We start from the raw sequence: 12577 nt of genomic DNA, 5'->3' as shown, positions 1-12577 counted from the left end.
CGATGAACTCCCAGAAAACGTCCCGCGACCGCCGTTCCCGCGCCGCACGCGCGCGACTAGATTCGGTCACGCCTGGGCCACCGGGGCCCGCGCGAAACGGAAAGGTCCCACCATGGCCCGTTATCTCCTCCTCTACCGCGCCGACCCCGAGGCGATGGCCTCGATGCCGGAGCCCACTCCCGAACAGGCCGAGCAGATGAACGCCGCCTGGACCGCCTGGGGCGAGCAGGTCGGCGCTGGCCTGCTCGACTTCGGCGCCCCCACGGCCGCCGTCTCGGACGGAGCCGACCGCAGCATCGGCGGCTACACACTCATCGAGGCGGACGGTCCCGACGCCGTCGAGACGCTGCTCACCGGTCACCCGCACCGCGCGATGGGCGGCACGATCGATGTCTACGAGCTGACGGCCATCCCGGGTATGTGACCGTCAGCCCGCGCTCGGGCCCGCGTACTCCCTGCGGTACGCGAGCTCGAACGCGGCAGGCGACCCGAATCCCCAGCGCTCCACGATCGCCTGCGCGTCCACGGCCGGCGCGGCATCCGCGGAGGCGGTCAGTTCGTGCCGCGCGGCGTCGAGCCGGACGCGCCTCAGGTAGCGTGCGGGCGTGACGCCCTCGTCGTTCCTGGAGCGGAACGCGAGGAGCAGTTCGCGGGTGGAGGCCCCGGCGGCCAGGGCGGCGTCCTCGACCGTGATCGGCAGGGACGCGTGGTCCCGGAGGAACCGGGCGCCCGCGCGGTACACGGACGTGCGCCGCGCCGCGGAGGCTCGCAACGAGCTCCGGTCGCCGACCAGCCGGAACGACTCCAGCGCGGTCACCGCCAGGAGCCGGTAGGCGCTCGCGCGGATCAGGTCGTTGCCGAGCAGGCCGCGCGCCTCCTCGCGGCGCACCAGTTCCAGCGCTGCGAGCCAGCGCGCCCCCGCCCGGTCGCCCGCGGGGTAGGGCCCGTCGAAGCGGACCTCCAGCTCGTCGTGCCCGTAGAGCAGGCGGGCCGTGCGCTGCAGCGCCTCGGGCGGCAGCCCGACGCCGATGATGTCGGAGTCGGCGACCTTGGCCAGGTACGGCCTGCCCGGCTGGAACAGCGCGGGACGGTCGGTCGGCGACCCCTCGTCGCCGTCGAGTTCCCAGCGGAAACCGGGGGTCGCCGCGACGACCAGCACGGTGTCGGGATCGATCGCGCACTCGTACCGCCCGAAGGTGCTGACCTCGGTGAGGAAGAACCGGTCGTCGCCGACCACGCGCTCGTCATAGCGGGTGAGACTACGGGTGACGTCGACGTGCCCGTAGCGCGTGTTGAGCCAGTCCTCGGATTCGTCGACATCGTCGGAGCCGAAGGTCTGCTCGAAGTAACCCGCCACCCGTCTCCGTTCGTCGTGGGCCACGCCGCGCCCCGTTCCTCATGAGCGCGGTGCTGTGGCGAGCGTACTCCTCCGGCGCGGTGTGGAGGGTCCCGCGACTCACCCCGTCGGCGCCGGACGCTGCGGGAGGCCGTAGAACGAGCGCTCGAAGACCGCGCGTGCCCGCCTGGTCACTCCCAGGTAGTCCTCCTCCAGGCGGCTCGCCGAGCCGGGCGGGTACTCCAGCAGCCGGGCGACGCCCTCCAGCGCGACGCGGTCGGCGGGGAGCACGTCGGCCGTCTTGTTCGTCCAGAGGGTCATCGCCGAGCGGGCGCGGGAGGCGAACAGCCAGGCCTCGCGCAGCCGGGCCGCGTCGTCCTCCGCGATCAGGTCGTTGTCGACCGCGACGGCCAGCGCCTCCAGGGTCGACGTGGTCCGCAGCGCCGGGATCGCCGCGGCGTGCTGGAGCTGGACGAGCTGGACGAACCATTCGACGTCGCTCAGCGAGCCTCGGCCGAGCTTGAGGTGGCGGGCCGGGTCGGCGCCCTGCGGCAGCCGCTCGTTCTCCACGCGGGCCTTGATCCGCTTCACCTCGCGGACCTCCTGCTCGCCGATCGCCGCCGGGTAGCGGACCTCGTCGGCGACGGCCTCGAAGTCCGCGAGCAGCGCGGCGTCGCCGGCCACGCCGCGGGCGCGCAGCAGGGCCTGAGCCTCCCAGGTGAGCGACCAGCGCTTGTAGTAGGCGCGGTAGGCCTCCAGCGAGCGCACCGGCGGGCCGTTCTTGCCCTCCGGGCGCAGGCCGATGTCCAGGTCGAGCGGGAGGCGGTTGTCCTCGGTCAGCCGGTTGAGGTCGGCGACGATCGCCAGGGCGGCCTTGTGCGCGGCGTCCTGGTCGGCGGCGAGCGGCCGGAAGACGTACATCACGTCGAGGTCGGAGCCGAAGCCGAGCTCGCGGCCGCCGAACCGGCCCATCCCGATGATCGCGAACTCCAGGTCGGCCGCGTCACCGCGTTCGGCGCGGATCGCGGACAGCACGCCCTCGAGCACGTTCTCGTTGACGGCGGTCAGCCCGCGGGCGAGCTCCTCGATCGTGGCGAAGCCGAGGATCGCCGAGAACGCCAGCCGCAGCACCTCGCGGCGGCGGACGGCGCGCAGCGACGCGGCCGCGGTCGCCGCGGACTGGTGCCGGCCGAGGATGGCGGCGGTCTCCTCGCGCAGCACCTCGGCGCTGCGCGGGCGCAGGTCGTCCTCCGACTCCAGCCAGGCCACCGACTCCGGGATGCGGCCGAGCAGCTCGCCCGCGTACCGCGACCCGGACAGCACCCGGGTGAGCCGCTCGGCCGCGCCGGTGGAGTCGCGCAGCATCTTCAGGTACCAGTGCGTGGTGCCGAGGTCTTCGCTGAGCCGGCGGAAGGTCAGGAGGCCGTAGTCGGGGTCCGCTCCGGCGGCGAACCACTGCAGCAGCACGGGCAGCAGGTGGCGCTGGATGATCGCACGGCGGGACACCCCGGCGGTGAGCGCGGCGATGTGGGCGAGCGCCCCCCGCGGGTCGCGGAAGCCGATCGCCGCGAGCCGGGCCTCGGCCTGCTCGCTGGTCAGCCCGGCTCCCCCGGTGAGACCGGTGTCGTCCGTGGGCATGGCCGCGACCGCGCTGAGCAGCGGACGGTAGAACAGCCGCTCGTGCAGCCCGCGCACGCGGTGCTTGATCTCGTTCCAGCGCACCAGCAGCTGCTCGGCGCTCGGTGCCAGCCCGGTCGCGCGGGCCAGGATCCGGACGTCGCTCTCGTCGCGCGGCATGAGGTGCGTGCGGCTGAGGTGCCGGAGCTGGAGGCGGTGCTCCATGAGGCGCAGCGTCCGGTAGTCCTGCGAGAAGGCCGCGGCCTCGTCCCGGCCGATGTAGCCCTGCGCGGCGAGCGCGGCCAGGGCGGACAGCGTGTCGCGCTGCCGCACCAGTTCGTCGGTCTGGCCGTGGACGAGCTGCAGCAGCTGCACGGTGAACTCGACGTCGCGCAGGCCGCCGGGCCCGAGCTTCAGCTGGTAGTGGGTCTCGTCGTCGGGGATGTTGTCGGTGACGCGCTCCCGCATCCGCTGCACCGACTCCACGAAGTTCTCGCGGGAGGCGCTGCTCCACACCTTCGGGGCGAGCGCGGCGACGTAACGCTCCCCCAGCTCCCGGTCGCCGGCGAGCGGCCGCGCCTTGAGCAGGGCCTGGAACTCCCAGCCCTTCGCCCAGCGGTCGTAGTAGGCGATGTGGGACTCCAGCGTGCGCACCAGCGCGCCGTCCTTGCCCTCCGGGCGCAGGTTCGGGTCGACCTCCCACAGGCCCGGCTCGATCGCCGGCTCGTGGATCCCGCGCTGGGTCAGCATGGCCAGCCGAGTCGCGATGTCGACGGCACGGCCGGAGCTGAGCCCGGCCTCCTCGTCGCCCTCGGTGACATAGATGACGTCGACGTCGCTGACGTAGTTGAGCTCGCGCGCGCCCGCCTTGCCCATGCCGATCACGGCGAACCGGGTGGCGCGCACCTCCGCCTCGGAGAACCGGCCGGGGCCGGTCCCGATGGTCTCGCGCCGGGCGACCGCGAGCGAGGCCTCCAGCGCGGCGGCGGCCAGGTCGGAGAGGGCCGCGGCGACGGCATCCAGCCCGGCGACCGGGTCCTCCTGCTCCAGGTCGAAGCTCGCGATCTGCACGAGCCGCCGCCGGTAGCGGACGCGGAGGGCGGTACGGGCGGCGTCGCCCTCCAGGGCGGCGACCCCGTCCAGGGCGCCGACGGAATCCAGCAGGTCGGCGCGCAGCTCCTCCGCCGTCGGCAGCGCGGTGATCGGGTAGTCGAGCGCGCTCAGTTCGGCGGGCTGGCGGAGGAAGAACTCGGCGGCGCCCTCCGACGCCCCGATGACGCGAAACACCCGGCGCGCGTCGTTCCGCGACGGCACGTAGCGGGCGGTCTGCACCGGGGCGTGCCGCAGCAGCCGCAGGGCCAGCGCGAGCGCGGTGTCCGGATCGGCGGCGGCCGAGAGCGCCGGCAGGAGGTCGTCGACCCCGAAGCCGGTCAGCTCGACCAGCTCGTCGAGCTCGCCGCGGACGGAGCTCAGCCCCACGAAACCGGCGCGAGCCAGCGTCGTGAGGGAGAGCTGCTCGCGGGTCACGTGCGGATCAGAGGATCTCGAGGTTCGATCGCAGCTCGAACGGCGTGACCTGCGCCCGGTACTCCGCCCACTCGCGCCGCTTGTTCAGCAGCACGTAGTTGAAGACCGACTCGCCGAGCGTCTCGGCCACCAGCTCGGAGTCCTCCATGAGCGAGATGGCGTGGTCGAGGCTGGCCGGGAGCTGGCTGTAGCCGAGCGCACGCCGCTCGGCGTCGGAGAGCGCCCAGACGTTGTCCTCGGCCTCCGGCGGCAGTTCGTACTGCCCCTCGATGCCCTTGAGGCCGGCGGCCAGCATCAGCGAGAACGCCAGGTAGGGGTTCGCGGCGGAGTCGATGGCGCGGTACTCGACGCGCGAGCTCTGGCCCTTGTTCGGCTTGTAGAGCGGGACGCGGACGAGCGCGGAGCGGTTGTTGTGCCCCCAGCAGACGAAGCTCGGCGCCTCGTCGCCGCCCCAGAGCCGCTTGTAGGAGTTGACGAACTGGTTCGTGACGGCCGTGATCTCCGGCGCGTGCTTGAGCAGGCCGGCGATGAACTGCCGCCCGGTCTTCGAGAGCTGGTACTGCGCGCCCGCCTCGAAGAACGCGTTCGTGTCGCCCTCGAACAGCGACATGTGGGTGTGCATGCCGGAGCCCGGGTGGCCGGAGAGCGGCTTCGGCATGAAGGTCGCGTAGACGCCCTGCTCGATCGCCACCTCCTTGATGACCGTGCGGAACGTCATGATGTTGTCCGCGGTGGTCAGCGCGTCGGCGTAGCGGAGGTCGATCTCGTTCTGGCCGGGGCCGGCCTCGTGGTGGCTGAACTCCACCGAGATGCCGAGGTCTTCCAGCATTCGCACCGAGCGGCGGCGGAAGTCGTGCGCCGTGCCGCCAGGGACGTTGTCGAAGTAGCCGGCCGAGTCCACGGGCTCCGGGCCCTCGTCGCCGAAGGTGGAGGACTTGAGCAGGTAGAACTCGATCTCCGGGTGCGTGTAGAAGGTGAAGCCGCGGTCGGCTGCCTTCTCCAGCGTGCGCTTGAGCACGTTGCGCGGGTCGGAGACCGACGGCTGGCCGTCGGGCGTGGTGATGTCGCAGAACATGCGGGCGGTCGGGTCGACCTCCCCGCGCCACGGCAGGATCTGGAACGTCGTGGGGTCCGGATGCGCCAGCAGGTCGGACTCGAACGCACGGGTCAGGCCCTCGATGGCGGAGCCGTCGAAGCCGAGGCCCTCGGTGAACGCGCCCTCGACCTCGGCCGGGGCGATCGCCACGGATTTGAGCGTGCCGACCACGTCGGTGAACCACAGCCTCACGAACTTGACGCCGCGCTCCTCGATGGTGCGAAGAACGAAGTCGCGCTGCTTGTCCATCCTGCCCCTTTCGTCGGCCCCTCCAGACTAGTGGTTCCGCGGCGGGAAACCGGCCGGATGCCCGCCGGGGCCGCGTCACCAGCGCGTCACTAGACTGGGGCGCATGAGCGAGCAGTCCCCTGTGCCCTCCGTCCACCCCGCAACGCCGGCGATGGAGTCGCTGAAGCGGGTGCGGACCCGCCACTTCCAGTCGGCGAAGGAGGCGGGAGAGCCGTTCACCGGGCTGACCAGCTACGACATGCTGACCGCCCAGATCTTCGACGAGGCGGGCATCGACTTCCTGCTGGTCGGCGACTCGGCGGGCAACAACGTGCTCGGCTACGACACGACGCTTCCCGTCACCGTCGACGACCTGATCCCGCTGACCCGCGCGGTCGCGAAGGCGGTCAAGCGCGCGTTCGTGGTCGCCGACATGCCGTTCGGCTCGTACGAGACGGGCCCGCAGGAGGCGCTGCACACGGCGGTGCGCTTCATGAAGGAGACCGGGGCGCACGCGGTCAAGCTGGAGGGCGGCCGCCGCAGCGCCAAGCAGATCCGCCGCATCGTCGGCGCCGGCATCCCGGTGATGGCGCACATCGGCTTCACCCCGCAGAGCGAGCACGGCCTCGGCGGTCACATCGTGCAGGGCCGCGGCGAGAGCGCGGAGCAGATCCTCGCCGACGCGCACGCGGTCCAGGAGGCCGGGGCGTTCGCGGTCGTGATGGAGATGGTGCCGGCGGACGTCGCCCAGCGGGTCACCCAGGAGCTGCGCATCCCGACCATCGGCGTCGGCGCCGGCCCGCACGTGGACGGGCAGCTGCTGGTCTGGACGGACTGGGCCGGGTTCACGACCGGCCGCATCCCGCGCTTCGTGAAGCAGTACGCGGACCTGAAGGGCGCCCTCTCCGAGGCCGCGCGCACCTACAAGGCGGAAGTCCAGTCCGGCGTCTTCCCCGCGCCCGAGCACAGCTTCTAGGCGTTCTCCCCGGTCGTCGCCTGGCCGGTGGTCGCCTGGCCGGTGGTCGCCTGGCCGGTGGTCGCCTGGCGGCGCTCGACGCGGCGGCGGTCCTCGGTGTGCGCGTCGCGCAGCGCCGCGAGTGCGCGCTCGAGAGTGGCCGCGCCGGGATTCACGACGCACACCCAGCCGTAGTCGCCGTAGAGCGGGTGCGGAAGGAAGACGTCCTCGGCGTCGTAGCCGGCCGTCGCTCCGGCGACCAGCTCGGCCGCCGTCTTCGGGCCTACGTGGATGTTGAGCCGCCAGCGGCCGGGATCGCCGAGCCGCGACTCGACGTCGTCCGGGTAGTCCTTCGTCACGATCGTCGCGTACGGCTGCCTTTTGGTCGGCACCACGCCGTCCGGCGCGTAGTAGAAGTAGTGGTCGCCCCACGAGATCTCGGGGTACGCGCTACCGGGCTCCGGCGCGAGTTCAAGCACCCCGTCGAAGCCTCTGACCTCGGCGAGGATCCGTTCCATCGTCATGCGGGCGACGTCACCGGCCCTCTTCGGCGTCCTCCTCGGCCCACTTCGCGCTGTTCTCGCGGAGCTTCTCGAGCGCGTGCTCGGCCTCCACGCGGGTGTCGAAGGGGCCGACGCGGTCCGGGGCGGGCGAGAGGAAACCCTGCTCGACCTGGCCGGTCTTCATGTTGTACCAGTACTTGTGCTCGGCATCCTGCTTGATCCCGTAGTCGTTCTCGCCGGTCATAAGCTTGATCCTATGCCCAAGGATTCCGCCGGTCACCTGGTCCCCGGCCGCGTCACCGCGCTGCGCCACGTCCCGTCCCGGATCCCCCGGCCGGAGTACGTCGGCAAGCCGGGCCCGGCGCCCTCGGACCGCGGCGACGTGTACACCCCCGCCGAGATCGAGTTGATCCGCGAGTCCGGCCGGATCGCCGCGCGGGCCATCGAACGGGTCGGCGAGGCGGTGCGCCCGGGCATCACCACCGAGGAGCTGGACGCGATCGGCCACGAGTTCCTGATCGAGCACGACGCCTACCCGTCGACGCTCGGCTACCGCGGCTACCCGAAGTCGATCTGCAGCTCGGTCAACGAGGTGGTCTGCCACGGCATCCCGGACGACACCATGCTCGAGGACGGCGACATCGTCAACATCGACATCACCGCCTACACGAACGGCTTCCACGGCGACAGCAACCAGACCTTCATCGTCGGGACCGCGTCGCAGGAGGTCACCCTGCTGGTGGAGCGGACCAGGGAGGCGCTGAACCGCGGCATCAAGGCGGTCGCCCCCGGGCGCGAGGTCAACGTGATCGGCCGCGCCATCGAGTCGTACGCCAAGCGCTTCGGCTACGGCGTGGTGCGCGACTTCACCGGCCACGGGGTCGGCGCCGCGTTCCACTCCGGGCTGATCATCCCGCACTACGACGCCGCCCCCGCCTTCGACGACGTGATGGAGGTCGGGATGGTCTTCACCATCGAGCCGATGCTCACGCTCGGCACGAGCGAGTGGGACATGTGGGCGGACGACTGGACCGTGGTCACCCGTGACCGCAGCATCACCGCCCAGTTCGAGCACACGCTGGTCGTCACCGAGCGCGGCGCGGAGATCCTGACGCTGCCCTGACCGCCGGGCCTCCTGCCGACGCAGCGGACCGCGCGGTAGATTCGTGGGCATGAGCGCGCAGAACCACGCAATCGGCATCGACGTCGGCGGAACCGGGATCAAGGGGGCGCTGGTCGATCTCGACAGCGGTGAGCTGATCAGCGATCGCATCAAGCTCCCGACGCCGGAGGGCGGCAAGCCGGACGACATCGTCCAGACCGCAACGGAGATCGTCGAGAAGCTCGCGGCCGAGGAGCCGGACGCGCCTGTGGGCGTGTGCTTCCCCGCGATCGTCAGTCACGGCGTCACGCTCTCGGCCGCCAACGTCTCCAAGAAGTGGATCGGGCTGCACGCCGAGGAGCTGTTCGAGAAGGCGCTGGGCCGCTCCATCCACTTCGTCAACGACGCGGACGCCGCCGGCTACGCGGAGACGCGCTTCGGCGCGGCGAAGGGCAAGGACGGCCTGATCATCATGACCACGCTCGGCACCGGCATCGGCTCGGCGCTCATCTACGACGGCGTGCTCATCCCGAACGCGGAGCTGGGCCACCTGGAGATCGAGGGCCACGACGCCGAGTCGCGGGCCGCCTACTCGGCGAAGGAGCGCGAGGACCTCTCCTGGGAGAAGTGGGCCAAGCGGCTGCAGAAGTACTACTCGACGCTCGAGTTCCTGTTCACCCCGGACCTCTTCATCGTCGGCGGCGGCGTCTCCAAGAACTATGAAGAGTTCCTGCCGCTGCTGGAGCTCAACACCGAGATCGTCCCGGCGGTGCACCGCAACAACGCGGGCATCCTGGGCGCCGCGGCGCTCGCAGTGCGCAGCGAGCGCCGCGACGCGGGAGCGCGCGGACGGTCGGCGGAGGTCGGGGTCTCCCCAGACGAGCCCGGCCGCTGACCGGCCGGCATCACGAGAGGGATCGAGAGCGAATGGCGCGTGGCCACCTCCGGGTCATGCTCGGCGCGGCCCCCGGCGTCGGCAAGACCTACGCGATGCTCGAGGAGGGCAAGCGGCTCAAGGCGCTCGGCAAGGACGTCGTGGTCGCTGTCGTGGAGACCCACGGCCGCGCCGCCACCGCCGCCATGCTGGAGGGCCTGGAGGTCGTGCCGCGCCGCGCCGTCGAGCACCGCGGGGTGGAGCTCACCGAACTGGACCTCGACGCCGTGCTGGCCCGCGCGCCGCAGCTCGCGCTCGTGGACGAGCTCGCCCACACCAACGCGCCCGGCTTGGAGAACGCCAAGCGCTGGGAGGACGTGGAGGTGATGCTCGACGCCGGCATCGACGTGATGTCGACGGTCAACATCCAGCACATCGAGTCGCTGAACGACGTCGTGGAGCAGATCACCGGCGTGCAGCAGCGCGAGACCATCCCGGACGCCGTGCTGCGCCGCGCCGACCAGATCGAGGTGGTCGACCTCGCCCCGCAGGCGCTGCGCGACCGGCTGGCCGAGGGCGTCGTGTACCCGGCGGCGCGCGTGGACGCCGCGCTCTCCAACTACTTCCGGCTCGGCAACCTGACCGCGCTGCGCGAGCTCGCCCTGCTCTGGCTGGCCGACGAGGTGGACAGCGCGCTGCAGCGGTACCGGGCCGAGCACGGCATCGCCGGCAAGTGGGAGGCCCGCGAGCGCGTGGTCGTCGCCCTCACCGGCGGCCCGGAGGGCGAGACGCTGCTGCGCCGCGGCGCCCGCATCGCCGCCCGGTCTGCCGGCGGCGAGCTGCTGGCAGTGCACGTGACGAGCCAGGACGGCCTGCGCGAGGCGACGCCGGGCGCCCTCGCCGCCCAGCGCGCGCTGGTCGAGCAGCTGGGCGGCAGCTATCACCAGGTGGTCGGCAGCGACATCCCGCGGGCGCTCGTCGAGTTCGCCCGCGGCGAGAACGCCACCCAGTTGGTGATCGGCGTCTCCCGGCGCAGCCGGCTCGCCGCCCTGCTGACCGGTCCCGGGATCGGCTCGACGGTGGTCAGGGAGTCCGGCGACATCGACGTGCACATCGTCACGCACTCGCGCGCCGGCGGCCGGTTCTCGCTGCCCCGGCCGCGCGGCGGCCTCACCACTCGGCGAAAGGTCTACGGCTTCGCCCTCGCCCTGGTCGGCGGCCCGCTGCTGACGCTGCTGCTGGTGACCATGCGCTCGGACGAGTCGATGACCGCCGACGTGCTCAGCTACCAGCTCCTGGTGGTGATCGTCGCGCTCGTCGGCGGCATCTGGCCCGCGCTGTTCGCCGCTCTGCTCTCCGGCCTCACGCTGGACTACTTCTTCGTCGCCCCGCTCTACACGATCACTATCGCCGAGCCGCTGCACCTGGTCGCGCTGGTGCTCTACCTCATCATCGCCGCACTGGTCAGCCTGGTGGTCGACCAGGCCGCGCGGCGCACGCGTGCCGCCCAGCGCGCGGCGGCGGAGGCGGAGCTGCTGGCCACGGTCGCCGGCGGCGTCATCCGCGGCGAGGACGCCCTCCAGGCGCTGGTGACCCGCACCCGCGAGGCGTTCGGACTCACCGGTGTGCGGCTGCTCGACGGCGACGAGGTGGTCTCCACGGACGGCGAGCCCGCCGACTCGGCGCACACGCAGCGGATCGCGGTCGGCGACCGCGGCACGCTGGAGCTGTCCGGTCGCGACCTGGAGGCCGCCGACCGGCGCCTGCTGGCGGCCATCGTCGCCCAGCTCGACGCGGCGCTGGAGCACCGCGAGCTCGCCGCCACCGCGAGCGAGCTGGGCCCGCTCGCCGAGGCGGACCGGGTGCGCAGCGCCCTCCTGGCGGCGGTCGGCCACGATCTGCGCCGCCCGCTCGCGGCGGCGACGGCCGCTGTCACCACGCTCCGCCAGCGCGACCTCGCCCTGAGCGAGGCCGACAGGGAGGCGCTGCTCGAGACCGCGGAGGACAGCCTGGCCGGCCTGGCGACCCTGGTGACCAACCTGCTCGACGTCAGCCGCGTCCAGGCCGGCGTCCTCGGGGTGTCGCTCGCGCCGACCGAGCTGGACGACATCATCCCGGCCGCCCTCGAAGAGCTCGGGCTCGGGCCCGCGAAGGTGGAGCTCGACCTGCCGGAGGGCCTTCCGCCGGTCCTCGCCGACGGCGTGCTGCTCCAGCGCGTGCTGGTGAACCTGCTCGGCAACGCCCTGCGGTTCTCGCCCGACGGGCGGCCGCCCGTCATCGCGGCCAGCGAGTTCGGCGGCACGGTGCAGCTGCGGGTCGTCGACCACGGGCCCGGCATCCCCGGCGAGCGCCGCGAGGCCGTCTTCCTCCCGTTCCAGCGGCTGGGCGACACCGACAACGACACCGGGATCGGCCTGGGGCTGGCGCTCTCGAAGGGCTTCGCCGAGGGGATGGGCGGGACCCTGGAGGCCGAGGACACCCCCGGCGGCGGACTCACCATGGTGGTGTCGCTGCCCGCCGCGACCACAGCGACAGCCGCCACCGGCGCGGCCACGGAGGAGACGCCATGAGGATTCTGATCGCCGACGACGACCAGCAGATCCTGCGCGCGCTGCGCATCCTCCTGACGGCGCGCGGCTACGAGGTGCTCACGGCCCGCACCGGCGCCGAGGCGCTGTCGGAGGCGGTCGAGCACCATCCCGATCTGGTCATGCTCGACCTCGGGATGCCCGAGCTGAACGGCATCGAGGTCATCGAGGGGCTGCGCGGCTGGTCGACGGTGCCCATCCTGGTCGTCTCCGGCCGCAGCGGCTCCTCCGACAAGGTGGACGCGCTGGACGCCGGAGCGGACGACTACGTCACCAAGCCGTTCGCCGCCGACGAGCTGCTGGCGCGCATCCGGGCGCTGACCCGCCGCCAGTCCGGGCCGGCCGACGAGCCGACCGTGCAGTTCGGCGACATCACCGTGGACCTCGCGGCGCACCAGGTGCTGAAGCGCACGCCCGACGGGGAGTCGCCGGTGCGGCTGACGCCGACCGAGTGGGAGATCCTGGAGCTGCTGGTGCGCAACCCGCGCCGGCTGGTCACGCGCCAGGCGCTGCTCACCCAGGTGTGGGGTCCGCAGTACACCAACGACACCGGCTACCTGCGCCTGTACCTGGCGCAGCTCCGCAAGAAGCTCGAGCCGGTCCCGTCCGCGCCGCGCTACCTGCTGACCGAGCCCGGCATGGGCTACCGCTTCACCCCCGACCCCGACCCCGAGCCCGTCACCGACTAACCGTCGAGTACGCGAAAAGTCAGCCGAAAAACGGTCGAGTACGCGGATTATCTGCGTACTCG

General features: G+C 72.2%; 11 protein-coding genes. 6 read left to right on the top strand and 5 right to left on the bottom strand.

Annotation, left to right across the window (positions count from 1 at the left end; translation table 11 throughout):
- The first annotated feature begins 112 nt into the window (after positions 1 to 112).
- Positions 113 to 424: a YciI family protein gene (locus tag HNR13_RS10245; RefSeq protein WP_179605660.1), complete on the top strand. Its 312-nt coding sequence runs from the start codon at positions 113 to 115 to the stop codon at positions 422 to 424.
- A 3-nt stretch (positions 425 to 427) separates the two neighbouring features.
- Here the strand turns inward: HNR13_RS10245 and HNR13_RS22030 are convergent, their stop codons facing one another.
- The 3 genes from HNR13_RS22030 to glnA form a co-directional block, all read right to left on the bottom strand.
- Positions 428 to 1381: a helix-turn-helix domain-containing protein gene (locus HNR13_RS22030; protein ID WP_179605659.1), complete on the bottom strand. Its 954-nt coding sequence runs from the start codon at positions 1379 to 1381 to the stop codon at positions 428 to 430.
- A gap of 75 nt (positions 1382 to 1456) precedes the next feature.
- On the bottom strand, positions 1457 to 4480 hold the full coding sequence (locus HNR13_RS10235) for a bifunctional [glutamine synthetase] adenylyltransferase/[glutamine synthetase]-adenylyl-L-tyrosine phosphorylase (RefSeq protein WP_179605658.1): 3024 nt from the start codon (positions 4478 to 4480) through the stop codon (positions 1457 to 1459).
- A gap of 7 nt (positions 4481 to 4487) precedes the next feature.
- The gene (glnA, locus tag HNR13_RS10230; protein WP_179605657.1) at positions 4488 to 5825 is read right to left on the bottom strand and encodes a type I glutamate--ammonia ligase; all 1338 of its coding nucleotides are present in this window, start codon (positions 5823 to 5825) and stop codon (positions 4488 to 4490) included.
- A 103-nt stretch (positions 5826 to 5928) separates the two neighbouring features.
- Here glnA and panB point away from each other — a divergent pair, with 103 nt between their 5' ends.
- Entirely contained in the window at positions 5929 to 6780 is an 852-nt protein-coding gene (panB, locus tag HNR13_RS10225; protein WP_179605656.1) for a 3-methyl-2-oxobutanoate hydroxymethyltransferase, read from the top strand.
- Here the strand turns inward: panB and HNR13_RS10220 are convergent.
- Positions 6777 to 7283, bottom strand: coding sequence for a DUF6194 family protein (locus HNR13_RS10220; RefSeq protein WP_246312742.1), 507 nt, complete (start codon positions 7281 to 7283; stop codon positions 6777 to 6779). The two genes, panB and HNR13_RS10220, sit on opposite strands and share 4 nt — an antisense overlap.
- Before the next feature lie 10 nt (positions 7284 to 7293).
- Positions 7294 to 7506, bottom strand: a complete 213-nt coding sequence (locus HNR13_RS10215; protein WP_179605655.1) for an SPOR domain-containing protein — start codon at positions 7504 to 7506, stop codon at positions 7294 to 7296.
- Positions 7507 to 7518: 12 nt separating this feature from the next.
- Here HNR13_RS10215 and map point away from each other — a divergent pair, with 12 nt between their 5' ends.
- From map to HNR13_RS10195, 4 genes are read left to right on the top strand one after another with little or no spacing between them, the layout of a single operon-like run.
- Positions 7519 to 8385, top strand: a complete 867-nt coding sequence (gene map, locus HNR13_RS10210; RefSeq protein ID WP_179605654.1) for a type I methionyl aminopeptidase — start codon at positions 7519 to 7521, stop codon at positions 8383 to 8385.
- A 49-nt stretch (positions 8386 to 8434) separates the two neighbouring features.
- On the top strand, positions 8435 to 9259 hold the full coding sequence (gene ppgK / locus HNR13_RS10205; protein ID WP_179605653.1) for a polyphosphate--glucose phosphotransferase: 825 nt from the start codon (positions 8435 to 8437) through the stop codon (positions 9257 to 9259).
- Between the two features lie 32 nt (positions 9260 to 9291).
- Complete coding sequence (locus HNR13_RS10200; RefSeq protein ID WP_179605652.1) at positions 9292 to 11808, top strand: DUF4118 domain-containing protein; 2517 nt, start codon at positions 9292 to 9294, stop codon at positions 11806 to 11808.
- On the top strand, positions 11805 to 12515 hold the full coding sequence (locus HNR13_RS10195) for a response regulator (RefSeq protein ID WP_179605651.1): 711 nt from the start codon (positions 11805 to 11807) through the stop codon (positions 12513 to 12515). Before HNR13_RS10200 ends, HNR13_RS10195 begins: the two co-directional genes overlap by 4 nt.
- Positions 12516 to 12577 lie beyond the last annotated feature (62 nt).

This window comes from Leifsonia shinshuensis (genome assembly GCF_013410375.1).
Lineage (GTDB): Bacteria > Actinomycetota > Actinomycetes > Actinomycetales > Microbacteriaceae > Leifsonia > Leifsonia shinshuensis.
Note: the sequence above shows the minus strand (reverse complement) of the source record. Positions and strands in the feature narration are given on the sequence as shown.

Coding starts and splice junctions, on each gene's coding strand:
- HNR13_RS10215 (WP_179605655.1), bottom strand. CDS start 7,506: ATGACCGGCGAGAACGACTACGGGATCAAGCAGGATGCCGAGCACAAG.
- HNR13_RS10200 (WP_179605652.1), top strand. CDS start 9,292: ATGGCGCGTGGCCACCTCCGGGTCATGCTCGGCGCGGCCCCCGGCGTC.
- ppgK (WP_179605653.1), top strand. CDS start 8,435: ATGAGCGCGCAGAACCACGCAATCGGCATCGACGTCGGCGGAACCGGG.
- panB (WP_179605656.1), top strand. CDS start 5,929: ATGAGCGAGCAGTCCCCTGTGCCCTCCGTCCACCCCGCAACGCCGGCG.
- HNR13_RS10195 (WP_179605651.1), top strand. CDS start 11,805: ATGAGGATTCTGATCGCCGACGACGACCAGCAGATCCTGCGCGCGCTG.
- HNR13_RS10220 (WP_246312742.1), bottom strand. CDS start 7,283: ATGACGATGGAACGGATCCTCGCCGAGGTCAGAGGCTTCGACGGGGTG.
- HNR13_RS10245 (WP_179605660.1), top strand. CDS start 113: ATGGCCCGTTATCTCCTCCTCTACCGCGCCGACCCCGAGGCGATGGCC.
- map (WP_179605654.1), top strand. CDS start 7,519: ATGCCCAAGGATTCCGCCGGTCACCTGGTCCCCGGCCGCGTCACCGCG.
- glnA (WP_179605657.1), bottom strand. CDS start 5,825: ATGGACAAGCAGCGCGACTTCGTTCTTCGCACCATCGAGGAGCGCGGC.